Below are 22,038 nucleotides of genomic sequence, written 5' to 3' on the forward strand. Positions count from 1 at the left end.
GTCGTGCGGTGCACTCACGGCTCAGGCCCCCTGGCGGGAGTCGTTGAGCCGTTCGGCGTGCTCCTGCAGGGAGGTGACCGACCATTCGAACTGGCGCATCGCCTGGATCGCCTGGATGGCCGCCCCGAAGGAGGCCACCGTGGTGATCACCGGGGTGCCGACCGAGGTAGCGGCCGCCCGGATCTCGTACCCGTCTCCGCGGGCATCGCCTCCCGAGGGGGTGTTCAGGATCATGTCGATCTTGCCGTCGGTGATCAGATCCGCGATCGTGGCTTCCCCGTCCTCGGTGCCTTCGCGGACCTTGCGGACCACGGTGGCGGTGATGCCGTTGCGGCGCAGGACCTCGGCGGTCCCGCCGGTGGAGACGATCTCGAAGCCCAGATCGGCCAGGTGCTTCACCGGCAGCACGATGGAGCGCTTATCCCGGTTGGCCACCGAGACGAAGACCCGTCCGTGGGTGGGCAACGGCGAATTCGCGGCCGCCTGGCTCTTGGCGAAGGCGGTGTCGAAGTACTTGTCGATGCCCATGACCTCGCCGGTGGAGCGCATTTCCGGGCCCAGCAGCGAGTCGACGACCCGGCCTTCGGGGGTGCGGAAGCGGGCGAAGGGCAGTACGGCCTCCTTCACCGAGACCGGGGCGTCGTCGGGAAGATGCGATCCGTCGCCGCTGGCCGGCAGCAGGTGGTGGACCTCGCGCAGGTGCTTGATCGAGACCCCCGTCCCGATCAGGGCGGCCCCCTTGGCCAACTGCACCCCGGTGGCCTTGGAGACGAACGGCACCGTGCGGGAGGCCCGCGGGTTGGCTTCGATGACGTAGAGGACGTCGGAGGCCAGGGCGAACTGGATGTTGATCAGCCCCTGGACCCCCACCCCGCGGGCGATGGCCAGCGTGGCTTCGGCCACCCGGGCCTGGACCTCGGTGCCCAGGGTGATTGGGGGCAGCACGCAGGCGGAGTCACCGGAGTGGATGCCGGCCTCCTCCACGTGTTCCATGATGCCGCCCACGTAGATGTCGGTGCCGTCGTAGAGGGCGTCGACATCGATTTCGATGGCATCCTCCAGGAAACGGTCCACCAGCACCGGGTGGTCGATGGTGATCTCGGTGGCGTGTTCGATGTAGCGGGCGAGGTTCGGCTCGTCGTAGACGATTTCCATGCCGCGGCCGCCCAGCACGTAGGAGGGCCTGACCAGGACCGGGTAGCCGATCTCGTCGGCGATGCGCTTGGCGTCCTCGAAGGAGACTGCGGTGCCGTTCTTCGGGGCGATGAGCCCTCCGGCGTCCAGGACCTGCTGGAAGGCACCCCGGTGTTCGGCCAGGTCGATCGCCTCCGGCGAGGTGCCCAGGATCGGGACCCCGGCGTCGGCCAGTTCCTGGGCCAGCTTCAGCGGGGTCTGCCCGCCGAGCTGGACGAAGACGCCCAGCACCCCGCCGGTCGCCTCCTCGGCGTGGATGACCTCCAGCACGTCCTCCAGGGTCAGCGGCTCGAAGTACAGCCGCGTGGAGACGTCGTAGTCGGTGGAGACCGTTTCGGGGTTGCAGTTGATCATGACCGTCTCGTGTCCGGCCTCCCGCAACGCCATGGTGGCGTGGACGCAGGAGTAGTCGAACTCGATTCCCTGGCCGATCCGGTTCGGTCCCGAGCCCAGGATGATGATCGAGGGCTTCTCATGCACCTCGACCTCGGACTCCTCGTCGTAGGAGGAGTAGTGGTACGGGGTGTAGGCGGCGAATTCGGCAGCACAGGTATCGACCGTCTTATAGACGGGGCGCACGCCCAGGGCATGACGCACCCCGCGTACCACTGCCTCGGGGGTGTGGGTCAGCGCGCCGATCTGCTCATCGGAGAAACCGTGGCGTTTGGCCAGACGCAGCACGTCCTCGGTGAGGGAGCCCGCCTCCCGGATCCGTTCGGCGATCTCGTTGATGAGCACCAGCTGGTCCAGGTACCAGGGGTCGATCCCGGTGGCCTCGTAGGTCTCCTCGATGCTCGCCCCGCCCAGCAGTGCCTGCTGGACCATGGCCAGCCGGCCGGTGGTGCCGACCCGGCTGCGTTCGAGCAGACCGGGCACGTCCATCGCGTTCGGTGTGGTGAACTGCAGCTGGGCGTCGCGCTGTTCCAGCGAACGCAGCGCCTTCTGCAGGGCCTCGGTGAAGTTGCGGCCGATGGCCATGGCCTCCCCGACGGACTTCATGGTGGTGGTCAGGGTCGGATCCGCCGCCGGGAACTTCTCGAAGGCGAACCGCGGGACCTTCACCACGACGTAGTCCAGCGCCGGTTCGAAGCTGGCCGGGGTCTTGCGGGTGATGTCGTTGGGGATCTCGTCCAGGGTGTAGCCCAGGGAGAGCTTGGTGGCGATCTTGGCGATCGCGAAACCGGTGGCCTTCGAGGCCAGCGCGGAGGAACGGGAGACGCGCGGGTTCATTTCGATGACGACCACCCGGCCGGTGTCGGGTTCGATCGCGAACTGGATGTTGCAGCCGCCGGTGTCCACCCCGACCTCGCGGATGACCGCGATCGAGATGGTGCGCAGCTTCTGGTATTCGCGATCGGTCAACGTCATGGCCGGGGCGACGGTGATGGAGTCACCGGTGTGCACCCCCACGGGGTCGAAGTTCTCGATGGAGCAGACGACCACGACGTTGTCGTTCGCGTCGCGCATCATTTCCAGCTCGTATTCCTTCCAGCCCAGGATGGACTCCTCCAGGAGCACCTCGGAGGTCGGGGAGTACTGGATGCCGGCCCCGGCGATGCGGCGCAGGTCCTGCGCGTTGTAGGCCATCCCCGAGCCGAGCCCGCCCATGGTGAAGGAGGGGCGGACGACGACGGGGTAGTTCAGTTCCTCCACGGCGGCGAAGGCCTCGTCCATGGAGTGCACGATGATCGACTTCGCGGATTCGGCCCCGCAGCGTTCGACGACGCCCTTGAACTTCTCGCGGTCCTCGCCGAGTTCGATGGCTTCGATGTTCGCGCCGATCAGTTCCACGTTATGGCGCTGCAGCGCCCCCGATTTGTCCAGGGCGATGGCCGTGTTCAGTGCGGTCTGTCCGCCCAGGGTCGGCAGGATGGCGTCGGGGCGTTCCTTGGCGATGATCTTCTCCACCACCTCGGGGGTGATGGGTTCGATGTAGGTCGCGTCGGCGAACTCCGGGTCGGTCATGATGGTGGCCGGGTTCGAGTTCACCAGGATGACCCGCAGGCCCTCCTCGCGCAGCACACGCAGCGCCTGCGTTCCCGAATAGTCGAATTCGGCGGCCTGTCCGATGACGATCGGGCCCGACCCGATGACCAGGACTGACTTGAGGTCTTCGCGCTTGGGCATTAGTTCTCTTCCTTGGAGTTCGTGGACTGGTCGCCGTGGGCGGCCATCATGTCGAAAAAGCGGTCAAAGAGGTAGGCGGAATCGTGGGGACCGGCGGCTGCCTCGGGGTGGTATTGGACGGAGAAGGCAGGAACGTCCAGGCAGTGCAGCCCTTCGACGACGTCGTCGTTCAGCGAGACGTGGGAGACCTCCACCCGCCCGAACTTCTGCTCGGGGGCCTGGAAGGCACCCCCGCGGGGGGCGTCGACGGCGAAGCCGTGGTTCTGGCTGGTGATCTCCACCTTCCCGGTGGACAGGTCCATGACCGGCTGGTTGATCCCGCGGTGCCCGTAGCGCAGCTTATAGGTGCCGAAGCCCAGGGCCCGGCCCAGGATCTGGTTGCCGAAGCAGATGCCGAAGTACGGGATCCGCGCCTCGAGCACCCGGCGCAGGGTGGCCACCTGGGCGGTGGCGGTGGCCGGGTCGCCGGGGCCGTTGGAGATGAACACGCCGTCGGGCTCCAGCGCGGTGAGGTCCTCGAACGTGCTGGTTGCCGGGACCACGTGCACCCGCAGTCCGCGCTCGGCCAAGCGCTCCGGCGTGGTGGATTTGATGCCCAGGTCGATGGCGGCAATGGTGAAGCGCGGTTCGCCCTGCCAGCCGTAGTCGGCCGGTTCCACCGTGTAGGCGGTTTTCACGCTGACCTCCTCGGCCAGTTGGGAGCCCTCCATCGATTCCTGCGCGGCGACCCGGGCGACGAGCTCGGCGTCGGGGGCCACGGCGTCGTCCCCGGAGAAGATCCCGGCCTTCATGGCCCCGCGTTCACGCAGGTGGCGGGTGATGGCCCGGGTGTCCACGCCCTGGATGCCCACGATGCCCTGACGGACCAGTTCCTCGTCCAGCGTCCCTTCGGAGCGCCAGTTGGAGGGACGGCGGGCCGCGTCGCGGACGACGTAGCCGGCGGCCCAGATGCGATCGGATTCGTTGTCCTGGACGTTGATGCCCGTGTTGCCGATATGCGGGGCCGTCTGGACGATCAGCTGGCGGGCATAGGAGGGATCGGTGAGGGTCTCCTGGTAGCCGGTCATGCCGGTGGTGAAGACCGCCTCTCCCAGGGTGGTGCCACCGGCTCCATAGGACTGGCCGCGGAAGATCCGGCCGTCCTCCAGGACCAGTACTGCCGGCTCGGGGGTGGTGTTGACGCTCATGGCTTGTCCTTCTTCGGTGCGGTGCGGTCGGGGTTGGGCGCTGCGGCGCCGGTTGCGGGGATGAGGGATTCGGCTGCTGCCACCAGTGGGGCCATGTCCTCGGCCCGTCGCGGTCGGAAACCGGTATCGAGGTGGTGTTCCCCCAATTGCCAGCCCAGGACCAGCAGGCCACCGGCTTCGACGAACTTGCCGGCCATGCCGGATTCCCGGCGCACCGATTCCAGGTCGGCGGCGGGGATGAACATATCGGGGGCCCCGGTGCGGGAGAACAGCACGCCATCGGTGTGCACGGAGAGGTCGGCATTGGACTTCATGCCCAGGCCGTGGACGCTGATGCGGTCCAACCAGTCCCCCGCCGTCGTCGTGGACACGTATTGGCCAACGGCCTGGGCCACGGGTGCGCCTAGTTCGGTGGGGATCTGCGCCGGTGCTGCGACATCTGCCTGACGGCCCTGGCGGTGACGCCAGCCGATGCGCATCAGCAGGATCGCCACGGCGGCGATCACCACGATGCCGATCAGATACGGGGCATATTCGCTCATGCTGGGGCTCCGGTGTAGGGCCGAGGGGTGGCCAGGGCCCCGTCGAGGACGGTGGGGTGGCCGTGGAAGAACGTCGCGCGCACACTCCCGGGCAGTTCCATGCCGGCGAACGGCGAGTTCCGCCCCTTGGTGGACATCGTCGACGGGTCCACCGTCCAGCGGGCCGCGGGATCCACCAGGATCAGGTTGGCCGGTTCCCCGGCGGCCAACGGACGGCCCTGGTCGGTGAGCCGGCCGATCAGCGCCGGCGTGGTCGAGGTGATGCGCGCGACCCCTTCCCAGCTCATCAGGCCCGTGTCGACCAGGGTGTGCTGGACGACCGAGAGCGCTGTTTCCAGCCCGGTCATCCCCATGGCGGCCTGCGCCCATTCGCAGTCCTTGGCTTCGGAGGGATGCGGTGCATGATCGGTGCCGATGATGTCGATGGTCCCGTCGGCCAGTCCGGCGCGCAGGGCCATCACATCGGCTTCGCGGCGCAGCGGCGGATTGACCTTGTAGACGGGGTCGTAGCTGCGCACCATTTCGTCGGTGAGCAGCAGGTGGTGCGGGGTGGCTTCGGCGGTGACGTTGATGCCGAGGGATTTGGCCCAGCGGATGATCTCCACCGAGCCCGCGGTGGAGACATGGCAGACATGCAGCCGCGAGCCGACATGCTGGGCCAGCAGGACGTCCCGGGCGATGATCGATTCCTCGGCCACCGCCGGCCAGCCGGCCAGCCCCAGGACGGCGGAGACCTCGCCTTCGTTCATCTGGGCGCCCTCGGTCAACCGGGGTTCCTGGGCGTGCTGGGCGATGACCCCGTCGAAGGCCTTCACGTATTCCAGCGCCCGACGCATCAGCACCGGGTCCCAGACGCAGATCCCGTCGTCGGAGAAGACCCGGACCCGGGCCCGGGAGTCGGCCATCGCGCCGATCTCGGAGAGGCGCTCCCCGGCCAGGCCGACAGTCACTGCGCCGACGGGTCGGACGTCGACCCAGCCGCTGCGCTGACCCAGGTTGTGGACTTGTTCCACGACGCCTGCGGTATCGGCCACGGGGGTGGAATTGGCCATGGCATGCACGGCGGTGAATCCGCCGCGGGCCGCGGCCCGGGTCCCGGTTTCGACGGTTTCGGCGTCTTCGCGTCCGGGTTCGCGCAGGTGGGTGTGCAGGTCGACCAGACCCGGCAGGGCGATCAGCCCGGCGGCCTCGATGACTTCTGCGGTGGCCGCTGCTTCATGGGTTCGTGCGTCGGGGCCGACGGCGGCGATGAGGCCGTCGACCAGCAGCAGATCGGTCTCCTCGGCCCCGCCGAGGGTGGCGCCGCGGATGAGGTAGGTGGTGGTGCTCATGTGTTTCTCGATTCTCAGAGGGAGCCCGGTTGCTGTGGGTCCGCGGACAGCAGGAGGTACAAGACGGCCATGCGCACGGCGACGCCGTTGCTGACCTGTTCCAGCACGGTGGAGCGGGGGGAATCCGCGGCGGCCGAGGAGATTTCCAGCCCACGGTTCATCGGCCCGGGGTGCAGGATGATCGTCTCGCGGCCGGGCTGGGTGTCCAATGCGGCCAGCCGAGCGTCGTCGAAACCCCAGATCCGCGAATATTCGCGGGTGCTGGGGAAGAAGGAGGCATGTTGGCGTTCGGCCTGCAGGCGCAGCATCATCACCGCATCCGCCCCTTCGGCCAGGGTGGCGTCGAGGTCGTAGCTGATGGTGCACGGCCAGGCGGCCGCGCCGACCGGCAACAGGGTCGGCGGGGCGACCAGGGTGACTTCGGCTCCCAGGGTGCGCAGCAGCCACAGGTTCGAGCGGGCGACCCGGGAGTGCAGGATGTCCCCGACGATGACCACGCGCATGCCCGTCAGGTCCGAGCCGGTGGAGTCCACGCCCTGGACCTGCGCCCAGTGGTTGCGCAGCGTGAAGGCATCCAGCAGGGCCTGGGTGGGGTGTTCGTGGGTGCCGTCCCCGGCATTGACCACCGGGGCGTCGATCCAGCCGGCGGCGGCCAGCCTGGCCGGGGCCCCGGAGGACCCGTGGCGGATGACGACCCCGTCGGCGCCGATCGCCTTGAGCGTCTGGGCGGTGTCCTTCAACGATTCGCCCTTGGACACCGAGGAGCCCTTGGCGGAGAAGTTGATGACATCGGCGGAGAGGCGTTTGGCGGCGGCCTCGAAGGAGATGCGGGTGCGGGTGGAGTCCTCGAAGAACAGGTTCACCACGGTGCGCCCGCGCAGGGCCGGGAGCTTCTTGACCTCGCGGGTTCCCACGGCGGCCATGTCCTCGGCGATGTCCAGGATCCGGATGGCATCGGTGCGCGCCAGATCGGCGGTGGAGAGCAGATGCCTCATGCGCGGGACTCGATGACGACGTCGTTCACTGGTTCGCCGTGGTCGGTGTCCAGTTCGCCGAGGCGGACCCGCACCTTTTCGGAGGAGGCGGTCGGCAGGTTCTTGCCGACGTGGTCGGCCCGGATCGGCAGTTCGCGGTGGCCCCGGTCGACCAGCACTGCCAGCCTCACGATACGCGGTCGTCCCAGGTCGGAGAGGGCGTCCAGGGCCGCGCGGATGGTCCGCCCGGAGTAGAGCACGTCGTCGACGAGGACCACGACCTTGCCGTCGATCCCCCCGGCGGGCAGCTTCGTGGGCAAGGGCGTGCGGGTGGTGGAGTGGCGTAGATCGTCCCTGTACATGGTGATGTCGAGTTGACCGGTGATCGTTTCGGGATTGGTGCCCGGTTCGGCTCGGGCGATGCGCTGGGCCAGCCGTTGGGCCAAGGGGAAGCCGCGGGTGGGGATGCCCAGCAGGACCAGGTCCTCGGTGCCCTTATTGGCTTCGATGATTTCATGCGCGATGCGGGTGAGCACACGCGAGATGTCGGCTTCGGAGAGAACCGTGCGAACGCTGCTGGGACCGGTGGGCCCGGTCTCGTCGGTGGCGCCGTGTGTTTCCATGATGCCGCCTCCTTCCCCGCCTCACTGGACGGAATTTAAAGGGTGACTGCTCGCTCAAAATTACCACAGGACGACGCCGGTTCCCGCCCGGGGGGTAGGCGCTGCGGGGATATGTGTCACGAGGCCTTGCTCATGTTCTGTCTCTGGCCCGTCAAACTCCCACGATCGGTCCGTGTCAAGCCCTCCACGTTGATCTCGTCAAGTGAGGCTATTCAAAGACACCCAGGAGTCCTTGGAAGCCTCGAGAACTTCGGTAGGCATTTCACTGTTGCACATTGGAATATCAGTTTTATGGGGTGACGTGCGCAGAGTAGAGTCGATGGCCTAACTTGTTACGCGTCGCTTCCTTGATCACGTGATGTTGCTCGGCAGCGCTTATGGGGGGAAACATCATGTTGCCTAGTGCAGCCCAAATTCACTCTGCCAGCACCATCAATCTCTTGGGCCTGGACCTGACCCCGGTGGCCTTCTGGCTGCTGATCTGCTTCGTCCCGGTTCTGGGCGGATGCTTTACCTGGTTCGGATATTCGCTCAAGCGCGGACAAAAGAAGGCCCAGCAACGGATTCGCCAGCTCGAGACCATCCTTGCCCCACTGAGCGACGAGAACCTCGTTGCCATGCGACAGTCTGCCTTGGACACGGCCCGTGCCCTCCGGGAATCCTCTCGGGCTGCGCCAGAAGCATGGATGGAGTTCGACGAGTCGCTGGTCGAGTCCCCTGACCGACGCCGTTTATTCAACACAGTGGATGCTGAATACTTCTTCGACACTGAAACCCTGGCGGGCGAGGTGTTGCATAACCGAATTCAAAAGTTCCTCCCGTCCGCTCTGACCGCGCTGGGTGTGTTGGGGACCTTCGTAGGGCTAGTGGCGGGTCTCTGGGGATTGGATCTGGGCAGCGATGCCGATAGCGCGGAATTGCGTTCCGGCATCGGTGAACTGATCTCAGGTGCCTCCCTGGCGTTCCTGACATCGATTCTTGGGGTTTCACTCAGCCTGGCGGCAAATATGTGGGGCAATCGGGTCGCCAACCAAGTCTCCCGTCACGTCAAGAAGATCCAGGAACGTATCGACCATCTCTTCAGTCGACACACGGCAGAACGATCGCTTATCGAGATCGAACGAAATTCCGTGGACTCGAACACTGCTCTGCAAGAGCTTCACGAAAAGATCGGCGTCGAGCTGCAACGAGCAGTGACCGGATTGTCTCAAGACATGCAGGCAGCGGTGACTGCTGCCCTCGAATCCTCCGTCACGCCAGCGATGGCCCAGATCAGTGAATCGGCGTCGAAGCAGTCAAGTGAAGTCTTTGAACACCTGGTGGGAAAGTTCGCCTCTTCGTTCGAGGACATCGGGAATCGGCAGGCGCAGCAAATGGGAGAGGCCGCAGGCAGCGTCGGCGAATCCCTAGGTGCCATGAGTGGTGAGTTCAGCAGCATGATGGAACGGCTGACATCCACGGTCGACGGCATGATGGAAAAGACCGGCGAACAGTCCGAGGCCTCCCAAAAACGGTTGGAGGAGTTGCTAGTGGCCATGTCGAAGCAACGGACCCATACCGAAGAGGTGGTCGCCATCCTGGCCGAGACCGTTGATGCCGCCGGCCTGACGATGAAGACTTCCTCCCAGCACTTACAAAGTGCATCACGGGACCTTGAAAAGTCCGCGAATGCGTTCACCGACGCGTCCGCAACTATTGGGGAACGCACGTCGGCCTCCGCCGAGCTCCTGGATTCCTCAACGGAAAAGCTGCTTCAAACAGTGGATCAACAGCAAGGCATCGTGGACACATTCGCGCAGCAACGCGAAGAGTTGAAACGTTTACACGGTCATATGCAGGAGGCGGGAAAGTCATTGACCGAGGCTGCAGCAACGTCCAGGGACGGTTTCACCGCCCTGGAACAGCATCAAAAATCTTATCTCCAGGGGCTCCACACAGAATTTGAACACCTCACCAATGGTCTGACGACACGTCTGGAGGCTACGCAGGATTCTATGCGGCAGTGGCTCAACGAATATTCGACAGCGGTATCCGACCAGACGCAAAACCGCTTCGAGGAATGGAACACCCAGAGTCAAGCGTATGCAGGCAAGATGCTCAATATCGCACAAGGCCTACAAGACACCCTTGAGGAGATCGACGATTTGAAAGGGCGTGTGAAGAGTGGCGTTCACACGGCGTAGGTCGAAGTCTCAGTCGAACGAGGAGGGGGACTCGTTCTGGATTTCCTTTTCGGACCTGATGTCGGCCTTGGTCATGATCTTCATCCTGGCGGTGGTTGTTCTGGTGTTGCAGCTATCGGAGAAACAGCAAGAGCTATCTGGACAACAAGACAAAGTCCAGGTTCAGCAGGATCGATTCAACGAACAGGTCTCGACTCTGAGGGAAGCCGAAATTGTCCGCAAGGACATGCTGGAGGAGATGCAAAAGACTCTCAAGGATCGCGGTATCGATGTCTTGATTACTGAAAATAACTCGGTGCTAAGCATTCCCAGCGAAAAATTGGGCTTTGCTGCTGCCTCGTACGACATTGACGATGAATTCAAGGGCGTTGCCTTATCGATTGGCTCCGTGATTTCGGAGAGTATTCAGACCGATGACCGCATGCAGTTCTTGGACACCGTCTTCGTAGAGGGTCATACCGACAACGTCGTGTTCAAGGGGTTAGAAGGGACAGGCAATTGGGGTCTGTCCACCTTCCGGGCCATCTCCCTGTGGTCGCTATGGGACGAGGAACTCTCACCCACACTGAATTTGGGAAAACTCGAGAACCAAAGCAGCCAGCTGCTCTTCTCCGTCTCGGGCTACGGACAAAGCCGACCCGTCGCCTCACAGCAGGACAACGACGCGAATCGGGCTGCAAACCGGCGTATCGATATTCGCTTTACCATCGTACGTCCCGATGCGGATGACCTACTCGATATCAGCAAGAATCTCGATAAGGCTGGTCAATAGATGTTTGGGCGCCCCCCGGCCCCAGAACTGTTCAGCCCTTCATCGCAGGTGGCAGCCACTGAGGGCTGGGCGCGATTGTTCAGCCACGCCAGTCGCCTATCGAGCAGCGCTAACGCCGGGGTAGGTATTACCCCTCTCCTCGGGAGGGCAAGAGAGGTCCTTCTGCGCGGAGACAGTGCAGAAATTGTTGCAGCCCTGAACGAAAGGAAGATGGGTCGGGCATTCATCTCGTTGTGGAATGACGAACCTGATATCGCGGCCTCCACTTTGCGGATCACACCGCTGGAGTTGCTCGGGGATTCCTCACATAGGCTGTCCCGCATGGCGACTGCAGGGTTGCTCATGGTTCATCTACGCTATTTCAGCCGGTTGGAGTCCTGGCAATCAGGACTTCTTGCGGCGCTTAGTAGTCGTATTACACAGTCCATCGGCAACCTTGAAGCAAAGCAGGATCGCAAGGACGTCATTGAATTTACCCGAAGTCACGCGGAGCTGATTCTTGACCCGACAGGCCCGGAGACAGTTGCTCGAAACTCCATCCGGAATGGGCGAAGCCTCGAGGAGTTTCTAGATGGAGCCGGACTCCCGGGGTTCGATGGTGGAGACTACGGCGAACAAATCCGGCTTTGGTACTACGTTCAGCAGATTCACGACGCGGATCCCGCCACGGATCACGACTTCCTAGCCGAACTCACCCAACCGTCGGTCTTTAAGGCCCCAGTTCAAGGCGGCTATTTCGGACATAAGATCCTTCAAGCCATGTCGGATAAGGACCAGAAGCCCGGGACGGCTTGGCTCGATACCATCCTGACTATCGCCAGGGACCCCCGGCTAGAACACACCAGAGAGTGGTTTGAATGGTGGAGGCCCCTCCCCCAATCGTGCATCGACCGGGTCAAGTCGTGGCTTAGTGCCCAGGACCTCGGTCTCTTTCTGGCAGCTGTCGAAGAATACGGGATTCGCTCGGGCCAAGAAGATCTCCAGCGCATGTTCCCCGGAAGAAAGGCCTTCCTCGAAGGACTTCTCGGGCTTGGCCTCATCAAGGAAACACGCCTGATCCTCGGCAACCAAGCGACGAAGTACGTACGCGAGCGGCTCGGAAAATCGTTACGCTCGGACATTGCCCTTCTGAAACAAGATTCCCAAAAATCCATCATCTTCGTGGACTGCGGCGATTTCCATTTGGTTGAAGGTTCGCATAATTTCCGGTTGTGGGTCTATGTCGGCAAACCAGCCGCGGCGCTGCGCGACCGAAGCAAGGGGACTTTCACCCCTGGGTTCCTTCGCGAAGATGTTCCACAAGATTTCCTTCGATCCAATGTTTATCCGTCCGCCTATGTTGATGTCACCCACCAAGGTTCCGAAAACGGGACCTGGCAATTCAAGGCCATGGACTTCTTGATTGATCACGACATTTGGTTGCCGGAGAAGAGTCTTCTAGATCCCAACACCTACCGAAACTACGCCGTACGGTTCGGCATCAGACGTCCAGCGAAATAGCGACTCTCAGGGCGCCAACGAAAGGATGACCAGATGGGCTTGTTCGATAGGAACAGGCAACGCGCGAAGGCGACTGATTCCACGCCTGCGGATGTTGCCGCGCTAGATACCACCCGTCTCGAGCTCCACATGGACGCGACTGGGGCGACATGGACGACAAATCAGGAAAACTTGGATGCCTTGGACGCCGGTGGCGGTGCCGCCACGATCGCAGACCAGTTCATCGTCTTGTCCATGCTCGAAGAAGCTGGAAGCGCACTCAAGCTACCTGGCATCGGGTTTTCGGTTTCAACTGAGGACATCGCCCGGCTCGGTGACGACGTCGCCACGATTCTTGCTCTTCCGTCAACGTATTCGGGAAAATTCAGTGTTGAGCGACGGAGCAACACCACCTCAGCATCCTTTGAGTTCTCGGTTCGGGCCTTGCGGGGAGAGCATCCGGAGCCATACACCCGAGCTGGTGCCTTCCTCCAGACCGGCGGCAGTTGGTACAGGCTCACGAGCCCGGTGATGCATGCTCTCGCGGCCATTGATTCCCACCAAGCTATGGCGACGGAGGACCGGGGCGAGATCGCCAACGTTCGGCTGATCGCTCAATTACAGAGGGCGCAGCTTGAAGCCAAGGAATTCCGCCCCAATGACCTGGACGAAGACGTCGACTCTTCCTCGTCGGTAGGGACCGCCTTTCCACTTGACCTTGGCTACTTCCAACGTTTTCAGACGAGCACCCCGGAAAAGGTAGGACTGACCGTCGAGGAAATGGGCGATGGATCCCTGGCATTGTCACCGAATCTTGGGACGGGGCACGGTCCCGGTGAGCTGCGGGAACGACGACACCAGCTCGCCCTGGATCGCGATGAGAATGTCCTCAGGATCGACAACGACCTTATTCTCTTGGAAAAGGAACAGATGGATGGCGTTCGGGAGATCTATCGCCATCCCCACATCCCGGCAGAACGTGTCGGTGATTTCTATGAGGCCCCCGGTAGCTTTATCGATGCTGAAAAAGTTGATATGGAAGGTGTTTTCAGTGTTCGGGTCAAGGGGATCGGCGTGTTGGCGCCGGTGTCCTTCAACGAGGCGGCGGAGTCCGGTATCCAATGGATCGATGAAGCCGATGAGGTCCTGGAACCAGAAATACTGGCCGAAATCGCAGAAACAGAAGACGCACTCACGGAAGTCGAGGAATCAGTTCAACGTGCTCGTTCCGGTCGCGCATCCATCGCCACGTGTGGCGAACATCTGGTCGACATCAGTGATAGTCAGCGGGTCGACGCATCTCTGTTTCGTGCACGTCAAAAATTCCTTGAGCCGGTGTCTCCGCTGCCCGGAAAAGCCGACGACGCAGTCCAGGTGGGATTCATCATCAGAGAAGCCCATTCGCTCAGTGCCCGGCTGCGAACGGCTGCCCTGGAAGCAGACTTGCACTTTCCCATCGAATATTCCGGTCTCCGCCGCGAACCGTTCCCGCACCAACGTGAAGGCATCGAGTGGATGGTCCGGCTCATGTCCGCGGCTCTCGCTGGCCGGCGCGATCAAGGGGCACGGATCCAGGGGGCCATCCTTGCCGACGACATGGGCCTAGGTAAAACGTTCATGATCCTGGTGGCTCTCAGGGAAATGAAGAAGCTCGAACAACGCGGCGGTCATGAACCACGACCCATGCTGGCGGTCTTGCCACTTTCGCTCATCGACAACTGGAAAGATGAAATATCGGAGACCTTTACCCGTTCTCCCTTCAACGACGTGGTTGTCCTTCAAGCCAGCGAGGATCTAAATCGGTTCAAATACCGTGGGGCGCAGCGAGAGAGCGCAGCAAGTGCTTCGCTACTCGACGCCGCGGGAATGCTGGCCGAAGATGACCTCACGCTTTCCCTCGCCGTTGGTCCTCAGGCAGGAGAGGACCGCCTCGACCAACCCGGCCGATTGGTCATCACCACCTACGAGACACTCGCGTCCTATCAACTCTCTCTCGGGCAGGTCGAATGGGGCGCAGTCATCTTCGACGAAGCGCAAAAGACCAAGAACCCGGAGACTTTGGCAGCGCGAGCAGCCAAGGGACTCAAGGCCTGGTTCAAACTCATCTGCACCGGCACCCCCGTGGAGAATCGGCTCAAGGACCTCTGGTCGCTGATGGACACGGCACAGCCAGCCCTCTTGGGCACCTGGCCGGAGTTCAATCGCGAGTGGGTACGCTCGGTCGAGAACTCCAGTACTGAAGTGCAGCTGGCCAAGGGACGGGCACTAGCCGAGCACGTCCGCCCGTTCATGCTCAGGCGCATCAAGGAAGAGCACCTGAAAAATCTGCCTCCGAAGACGATCCATAGTGGACTGCCCGGCGTCGGCCTCGACTATATGCCGGAGCTCCATCGTCATATGCCGGAGGAACAAGCGCATAAATACCTTCAGGCGCTCAGCAGCCATTCTGCCCGCTCGGGAAAAAAGGGGGCGGCCCTGAAGACACTTCAAGGGCTGAAGACGGTCAGCCTCCATCCTGTGGATCGCCATGCGAGTCCCGCTGCCCGAGAGGTGTCTCCCGAAGCCGCCGCCCGTGTGGAGGCGACCTTGGAAATTCTCGACCAGGTGCGTGAGGGCGGCGAGAAAGCCATCGTCTTCCTCATCGACAAAATGCTTCAACGGCTCATGGCCCGGTGGCTCCAAGACCGCTATGGCGTGCGGGTCCACATCATCAATGGCGATACCCAAGCTTTGGCCGGTGACCGGTCCCCCTCACGCAAACAACTCATCGCGGACTTTCAGCGGCGGGAAGGATTCGGCGTCATCATCATATCACCGGTTGCTGCCGGAACGGGCCTGACCGTGACCGCCGCAAACCATGCCATCCATTTGGAACGTCATTGGAATCCTGCCAAGGAAGCACAGGCTACTGATCGGATCTATCGCATTGGGCAACAACGGCCGGTACATGTCTACCTGCCGTTGGCTATCCATCCCGATGATTCAATTCGTTCCTTTGACCTGAACCTCAACCAACTGTTGCAGCAGAAGTTGGATCTCAAGGATGCCGTCGTGGTTCCTGAGGCCGTGTCCGAGAAGGAAATGCTTTCCGCTTTGGGGTTGGAGTAGTTCCGTACAGGAAATACCTGAACCGATGATCCTCGGTTATCCATCGCTGGAATCTGCTTGCTTCATCATGGCCATGGCCGACTCGGCCAGCGCATCGAAGCTGGCCAAGAGCTCGCGGGGCTCCCGTCCGATATCGATGGGGTACTCGGTGATCAGTGTCGTCGTCCCGATGATCTCGCGGCGACGCGGCATCCCGGGGCCCGCGTAGAGCAGCCATGCGGGAATACTGTCGAGAACGGTGGAGTATGCCAACATTTGATAGTAGTCGGCGTTGGCATAACTGCCGCTGGTGGTTGCCGCTTTGTATTTGGCATCAAAGATCAACGCCGGCCGATCATCGATGTGGTGGAGGACATCGGGGCGCATCGCGATCCGTGGTGCTCCGTCAGTCCTCGGGCCGTCAAGGTGGCAAAAAAATTGGGCGGTGGTGCGACCTGGGTACCTGTGCAGGGCCTCAGTCAAGGCCGTGGTCGTGAAGTCCTCGAAAACCCGTGCCATGTCCACGGCAAAAGACGCCACGGAGAATCTGCCCGGTGCCGTCTCAGCCACCATGTTGCGCAGGATAATTTCCGCAATACGCAGCGCCGGAAGGTACTTCTGGTTCATGCGGCCCGGTGTCCACGATGGTGGATGCCGGGTATTGGTGAGCACCGTGACGTCGGCAAGACGCTGATCGAGGTGCATCAATCGCCGACGAATATCGGCAGGTAGTCGCGGGACAGCCAACATGCGCCGGGCCGCTGCGCGCAGAATCCGGTTCTCCACGATGTCGATGGTGAAGTCGTCGTGGGTCACCTCAATGGGAAAGGACTGTCCGGGGCGCTGAGTCAGCTGGTCGGACATGCGGATGCGGCCCCGTACGGTGCGTAGCGTTTCCTCCAGGGTTACGTACCCCTGCAGGACGCCTCGTTGGGTGGCCCGCTCCGCCGAGCGTGCCAGTGTCTCTCCGAAGGCAGCCCACAAATCATTCGTCTCGACCGCGGCAACATCACCTGGCAGGAATCCCGGATCGTGGGCATAGCCGAGAAGAAAGAGTAGTTGGGCGATCGGGACCTTGTCCTTGGGCCTGACTTCAACCAGCAGGTCCGCGATCTGCACGGCACCGACGAGCCCAGAGGGTACCAATTCCCAATATCGCGAAGTTCCGGCAATCTGCCCCGGAAGAGGTCCGACTGCCGACCTCGTAGTGACCAGGCCAGTGGCGTCGAGCGTTGCGCGCACGTTGTCGTCCAGTTGTAGAACCGGACCGTTCGTTCCCAATTCGTCGAGGACAACATGCTGAAGCCCGGAAACCTCAGGACTACTCCTCGTCGTCAACGTTCACGTCCAGGTCTTCCAGACTGCGACCGATCGACGTCAACAGGGCATCCAGTCCAAAGGCAGCATGAACGTCGTCTCGCGAGAGTTCACCAAAATGGTATTCCTCCAACAGCGGAAGCAACTCGTATTTCCATACACGCCGTAGCCCGGCCGCATCGGCAGCATCATCCCTCATGAAGTAGGAAGGGCCGATGGCCAGATCGCGTTTGGCCGCACCCAGTTTTTCATTCAGGCTGTCCAGCAGCTCAGCGGTGAGCGGGGAACGCTGCTGCGCGATCAGGTACCGGCCCAGCACGTCCCTGATCATCCCCTCCTGGGGGTGAAGTTCCACGAACGCGAACCGACGGCGAATAGCCGCATCGACCATGGCGATGGAACGGTCTGCCGTATTCATCGTTCCGATGATGTAGAGGTTCGGCGGAAGGATGAAGCTCTCGGTCGGGCTGTATTGAAGCCGGATACTATCCGTCCGGTATTCGAGCAGGAAATACAGTTCGCCAAAAATCTTGGCGAGGTTGCCGCGGTTCATCTCGTCGATGATGAGGAAGAACGGCTTATCCTCGTTTCCCGGCTCGCCGGCCACGCGTGCCAGTCGGCGCAGCGGCCCGTCCTGCAACTCAAATCCCACCTGCCCATTGGCTGAGGCGGGGCGGTAACCCTCGAAAAAGTCCTCGTAGGAATAAGAAGGATGGAACTGCACGATTTGAACATCGGCGGTACGTTCCCTGCCGGTCAAGTGGCGCGCCAATTCCTTGGCAATATATGTCTTGCCGGTACCCGGAGGACCATAGAGCACGATCTGACGCCTGGATTGCAGAAGATCAACCAGTTCCTGCAAGTCGTCCCGGTCCACGTGGAGCCTGGAACTCAAATCCTCCGTCGCTGCGTCGAGTAGCAGTGCTTCCTGTGACCTGGACACCGAAGGTTTGGCCACTACGGGTTCATCGCCAACCGGCTGTTCCTTGTCCAACCAAGAGGCGATATCCCGCGACGCGGCACTGGCGTCGGTGACGGCATGGGTTTCTTGGAGGGCGGCGGCGAGTTGCGCGGGAAGGTTCTCGTTGACTATCAAGGTCGCATTCCAGCTCACCTTACGGAGGAACTTCGCGCCTTCGAGGGTGCCGAGATCGGGATCCCCGGTGACTTGCCCGACCAGCAGCACCTCCTCCCATGGAACCACCACGTAGTCACCCAAGGACATCTGGGTGATAAAGCGGTGGATGGAGCCCGCGGCGTCGCGCATCGACGTGGCGGATTCCCCGTCCATCGAACCGCGCAGGGTGGCGTGAATCTCTTCGAAGGAAGCACCGACGGATTCAGCGTCCAGGCCGAGGGAAGGCAGACTCACCAGCTCTCGCTCTTGCCAGAATTCGGCTAGGGCACGACCATTTTGCGTTTGCGGCACAATCCAGGCGCGGCTGGTTGCCGCCTCTCCCCCGGCCCACTGGGTGATATATGGATCCGCGTACCACTCGGGGTATCGACCTGATTCGCGAGTATGGACTATCAGGATTTCGTGCAGGTCCTTGGCCAGCTCGATTTCTCCGTTACCCCTGACACGTTCAAGCACGGAGGCAAAGGCATCCCTGATTTTGCGCCGATGCCCCTGGACGACGACGGGAAGGAGATAGTTGGGCCACACGAGATAGTTGATGGTATGCCGAATCTCCGGCTGGTCTTCAGGGACTGCCAGCGTGAAAGCCATCCATTCCCACGGAGTGGACAACGCCAGCTCCAAATCGCTCCGGGAGGCCCGGGAAACATACTCCGCAAAGCGCCCGAGCCAGCCAATATGCACGGCAGCGCGGAGGTTGAAAGCAGCTCCCCCATTGAAAGACCCCCAACACTGCAGGCCTTCACGGAACCTGGCAGGGAGCTCGCGGGGTCCGTCTGGTGATTGGCGGAGCAGGCCCTCCACCCGCTCGATCTTTGTGGCGGGCCGCAGGTTGGAGAGCGCCACGCATTGTAGAAAGGTCAATTCGGCGGCCAGAAGGTGCACGGCCTGATCGCCGCTGGCCACTTGGGCACGGAGCCTCTCGCTAAAGGTGCCGGTTTCGGGGTCGTGGGTGTTGCGAAGTTCAGCGAATTGCTCCGCCGCCTCCGTACTCCAAACGGTGCTGTGTCCACCCAAAGGAGACAGTTGCCCGTGAAGGGCCGGTTCCAGGATGAGCCACGCGGCGTCTTCCGTTTCCGGTGATTTACCGGGCCGACGCTGATAGTGTTCCGTGGCTGGAGTAACTTTGTCACCTCGCCATGTGCGCAAAGCGGCGGCGGCGTCACCGGGCCACGTTGGGGTCGGGTCTTCTTTCATGAGCCGCCAGATCAGCGACTGCGCGTCCAGGCGGTCACGCAACGGAAGTCCCTGACTACTGGCCTCTTCGAGGAGACGATCGAGGACATCCAGAAATTGCTGGAACCGCTTCGTGGAGTATTTCGGCCCCAGCGGAACCTCACCAACGAGTTTGAGGAAGCCATCGGCTGGCCGTACCTGGTAGGGAGCATAGTGTTCGGGGCTTCTGGCGAATAGTAGCAATGCCCCCAGCCCGACGGTGCCGCCGGCGGAGAGCTTCGTCGGATTTAGCGCCCTGAGATCCTCAACGAATTCATCCAGTGAAGCTGCCGAGGCCTTGTCGGCCCATATCCGCAGAAAGACCTCTTCGAGCTGGCGTGGATGGTCCTTGGCTACCTGGGCGAGGCCCATGGTTGTGTACTGGTTCACCAGACCGGCACGTCCCAAGCACTTGCGCAGCGTTTCAAACCAAACTGGGTCGTGAGCAAGGAGCTGGTTCCTCGCGATGCGTGCCTGCTCAGCGAAAGCCAATTTATAGTCGCGTTCGTCGGAGTCCAGGTCAGTATGCTCCAGTGAGACTCGGGCAAATTCCATCACTGGTGTCCAAGGATTGTCCTGTTCACTCATGATTTTCCTCCCAAGAGTCGGCTCGGTGCCCCGGCCCAGGTGACGACCAGTTCGTCGCGGGCCCGCGATGCGGCGACATAGAGTAGTGAGCGTTCCCGCATGACGGCGTCTGCCTGCTCCGCCTCCGGTAGCTTTCCGAAATCCCAGGTGGCCGGCAGTTCGCCGTCGCCCACCCCCATGACGATGACGTTTTGGAATTCCATGCCCTTCGCGGAGTGCATCGTCATCAACAACGGTTGGTCCGGTTGGGGGCGTTTGGTCCGGGCCGTGACGACCTGTGCCTGGATCCCGCGTTCCAGAAGCCCGGTGTGGATGGACTTCAGCGCTTTTTCGCTGCGTGCCAGGATGCCGATGGCATTGCCCTCCACCTTCTTTTCCTGCCACCGCTGCAGGTGTTCGACCGCTGCGTCCAGCTCACTGTGCAGATCAGTCGCGCCGACCTGTAGCGGCTCCGGTCCGGTGCGCACCGAATGGTACTCGGCGGTGGTTTCCTCCCCGCCTTCCAGATCGAGGTAGTCCTGGCCGGACAGGATGGAAATGGCGTAGGCGAGGTTCTCAGCGGTCGTCCGGTAGTTAAGGCGCAGCCGGCGGGCCCTGCCACGGATCTTGATGCCGAACTGGTTCAGGGAGATCTTCTGGCCGTAGATCCGCTGGTGCGAGTCCTCGGCAATGAACAGGTCATCCGGCCCCTCGGGCGCCAAGGCACGCAACAGCTGCCAATGACCGGCATGGAGATCTTGGGCCTCATCCACCAGTACGGAATCTGCAGGAAGCGGTTGGCCGCCGGCGGCACGGTGTTCGAGGATTGCTGCAGCAACCACCGTCTGCTCCGGATAAGTGAGCTGGTCGTCCAACTCGTTTTCACGACGGAATGACTCGACGATCTTCCACAGGCCCATGCGGGCCTTGCGGCTCAGCGCCGTCCCCCGGCCCGGGCGCGGAACCCTCACATAATTGGCAAACGATGTGATCCGGCCGGCCAGCACCACGGCCAGGTATTCCTGCGCCAGGAAGGCGGGTTCGATCAGATGGTTGGGCAACCCATGGTCCACCGAGGCTGCCGCCTGCTTCCAGCTGTACGCTTCCCGACCGGAAAGCTTCGTCATCGCGTTACGGCCGCTGCCGAAAACCGCCTGATGGGCGGAATCCTTCTCGGCGACGGAGGCCTCGGCCAGAATCCGGTAGGCGACCTGGTCGATTCCTAAGATCGCAATGCCGGGCTCTCCCAAGGGCATTATTTCGAGCTCGGGGGCCAGCTTGCCCATGTTCGTAGAAAGTGATTCCGCCAGGGTACGGGTGAACGTGGTCAGCAGGATCCGCTGCTCGGGGCCCTTCTGCGCCAAATAGCGGGCACGGTGCAGCAGTACGACCGTCTTGCCGGTACCGGCACCGCCGGAGAGACGGTAGGCGCCGTTTGTTTCCTTGGTGACGTATTGGCGTTGTTCGGGGTGGAGAAAGATCCGCCATTGGTCGATGTCCGCGCTTTCGACGGCATCGCGTAATTCCTGGGGATTTTCCCCCACGTAGGCAAAGCCCAGCGGGGCGGTCTTCAGCCCGCGGACGACGGCGACGTCTTCGTCGTCTGCGGCTACGTCCATGGGAGCGGCCGGTAGGCCTAGTTCACGGCGTACGGTCGCCAAATCATCACCCTGCGCGAGTCCCAACAGGACGAGGCCCTGTACTTCCGGGCAGGAGTTCACCACCGCGCTGAACCCGGAAGCGGTGTCGGCGGCCAATGCCGCCTCCGCGTGCTCGGCATCGATGCCGGCCTGTTCGGATAGCGACTCTGCATTCCACTCATGGGACAGAGGGTTCGTCCAGAGGGGAGGGTTCGGTAGCGGCGCCGGTGGCACGTCGGCGACGGTGGCCCCGGCTTCGGAGGTTTGGGTGCCGGAACGGTCGTCGTGACGACGCCGTTTCGGCGTCGGTTCTTCGGCGGCTGGTTTCGGTGCACCGCGGTTGATGATCTCCGGTACTCCGAGGGCGCTGTTGAAGGTCATAATGCTGGATTCGGCGATGGCGTTGGCCTTGTCGTGGGGCCAGGTCCCGATGTAAACGTAGTGGGTCTCCCCCGGCACCTCCATGCGGAAGAGGACCGCACGCCACATGTCGTTGACCTTGCCGGTGCGGGCCCGGCGATCGCGGGCTCCCTTCATGGGTTCGATATGCAGTCCGGGGGCGGTGTCGTTGTCCTGGAGCTTCCGCAGGAAGTCGAAGACTTGCTTCTTGATCGACCCGTCCAGCTTGTCTTTGGTGGACACCATTGTCACGAATGCCATGG

13 protein-coding genes are annotated in these 22,038 nt (G+C 62.3%); 4 read left to right on the plus strand and 9 right to left on the minus strand.

The genetic code is table 11. The annotated features are described in order from the left end of the window. Positions 1-21: 21 nt before the first annotated feature. The 6 genes from carB to pyrR are packed head-to-tail and all read right to left on the minus strand — an operon-like array spanning position 22 to position 7,978. Positions 22-3,321: a carbamoyl-phosphate synthase large subunit gene (gene carB / locus AC3ZI9_RS07650; protein ID WP_489923997.1), complete on the minus strand. Its 3,300-nt coding sequence runs from the start codon at positions 3,319-3,321 to the stop codon at positions 22-24. Beyond that, entirely contained in the window at positions 3,321-4,508 is a 1,188-nt protein-coding gene (carA, locus tag AC3ZI9_RS07655; protein WP_444566742.1) for a glutamine-hydrolyzing carbamoyl-phosphate synthase small subunit, read from the minus strand. The genes carB and carA overlap by 1 nt, the downstream gene beginning before the upstream one ends. Beyond that, on the minus strand, positions 4,505-5,050 hold the full coding sequence (locus tag AC3ZI9_RS07660; RefSeq protein ID WP_489923998.1) for a PH-like domain-containing protein: 546 nt from the start codon (positions 5,048-5,050) through the stop codon (positions 4,505-4,507). Before AC3ZI9_RS07660 ends, carA begins: the two co-directional genes overlap by 4 nt. After that, positions 5,047-6,381, minus strand: a complete 1,335-nt coding sequence (locus tag AC3ZI9_RS07665; RefSeq protein WP_489923999.1) for a dihydroorotase — start codon at positions 6,379-6,381, stop codon at positions 5,047-5,049. Before AC3ZI9_RS07665 ends, AC3ZI9_RS07660 begins: the two co-directional genes overlap by 4 nt. A 14-nt stretch (positions 6,382-6,395) precedes the next feature. Further along, positions 6,396-7,376, minus strand: coding sequence for an aspartate carbamoyltransferase catalytic subunit (locus AC3ZI9_RS07670; protein WP_444561383.1), 981 nt, complete (start codon positions 7,374-7,376; stop codon positions 6,396-6,398). Continuing rightward, positions 7,373-7,978, minus strand: coding sequence for a bifunctional pyr operon transcriptional regulator/uracil phosphoribosyltransferase PyrR (pyrR, locus tag AC3ZI9_RS07675; protein ID WP_444561382.1), 606 nt, complete (start codon positions 7,976-7,978; stop codon positions 7,373-7,375). Before pyrR ends, AC3ZI9_RS07670 begins: the two co-directional genes overlap by 4 nt. A gap of 392 nt (positions 7,979-8,370) precedes the next feature. Here pyrR and zorA point away from each other — a divergent pair, with 392 nt between their 5' ends. The 4 genes from zorA to AC3ZI9_RS07695 all read left to right on the plus strand — a co-directional run bounded on the left by zorA (position 8,371) and on the right by AC3ZI9_RS07695 (position 15,520). Next, positions 8,371-10,161: an anti-phage ZorAB system protein ZorA gene (zorA, locus tag AC3ZI9_RS07680; RefSeq protein ID WP_444561381.1), complete on the plus strand. Its 1,791-nt coding sequence runs from the start codon at positions 8,371-8,373 to the stop codon at positions 10,159-10,161. Between the two features lie 73 nt (positions 10,162-10,234). Further along, positions 10,235-10,933, plus strand: a complete 699-nt coding sequence (locus AC3ZI9_RS07685; protein ID WP_444561380.1) for an OmpA/MotB family protein — start codon at positions 10,235-10,237, stop codon at positions 10,931-10,933. A gap of 321 nt (positions 10,934-11,254) precedes the next feature. After that, positions 11,255-12,433, plus strand: a complete 1,179-nt coding sequence (locus AC3ZI9_RS07690) for an EH signature domain-containing protein (RefSeq protein ID WP_489924000.1) — start codon at positions 11,255-11,257, stop codon at positions 12,431-12,433. 33 nt (positions 12,434-12,466) lie between these two features. Next, the gene (locus tag AC3ZI9_RS07695) at positions 12,467-15,520 is read left to right on the plus strand and encodes a DEAD/DEAH box helicase (RefSeq protein WP_444561378.1); all 3,054 of its coding nucleotides are present in this window, start codon (positions 12,467-12,469) and stop codon (positions 15,518-15,520) included. A 36-nt stretch (positions 15,521-15,556) separates the two neighbouring features. Here the strand turns inward: AC3ZI9_RS07695 and AC3ZI9_RS07700 are convergent, their stop codons facing one another. The 3 genes from AC3ZI9_RS07700 to AC3ZI9_RS07710 form a co-directional block, all read right to left on the minus strand. Beyond that, positions 15,557-16,618 carry an McrC family protein gene (locus AC3ZI9_RS07700; protein WP_489924001.1) on the minus strand — a complete coding sequence of 354 codons (1,062 nt, stop codon included), beginning with the start codon at positions 16,616-16,618 and terminating at the stop codon, positions 15,557-15,559. Between the two features lie 202 nt (positions 16,619-16,820). Then, the gene (locus tag AC3ZI9_RS07705; protein WP_489924002.1) at positions 16,821-19,757 is read right to left on the minus strand and encodes an McrB family protein; all 2,937 of its coding nucleotides are present in this window, start codon (positions 19,755-19,757) and stop codon (positions 16,821-16,823) included. Continuing rightward, positions 19,754-22,036 carry a 3'-5' exonuclease gene (locus AC3ZI9_RS07710; protein ID WP_489924003.1) on the minus strand — a complete coding sequence of 761 codons (2,283 nt, stop codon included), beginning with the start codon at positions 22,034-22,036 and terminating at the stop codon, positions 19,754-19,756. The genes AC3ZI9_RS07705 and AC3ZI9_RS07710 overlap by 4 nt, the downstream gene beginning before the upstream one ends. Between the last annotated feature and the right edge of the window lie 2 nt (positions 22,037-22,038).

Source organism: Arthrobacter sp. AOP36-F1-5, from assembly GCF_058137995.1.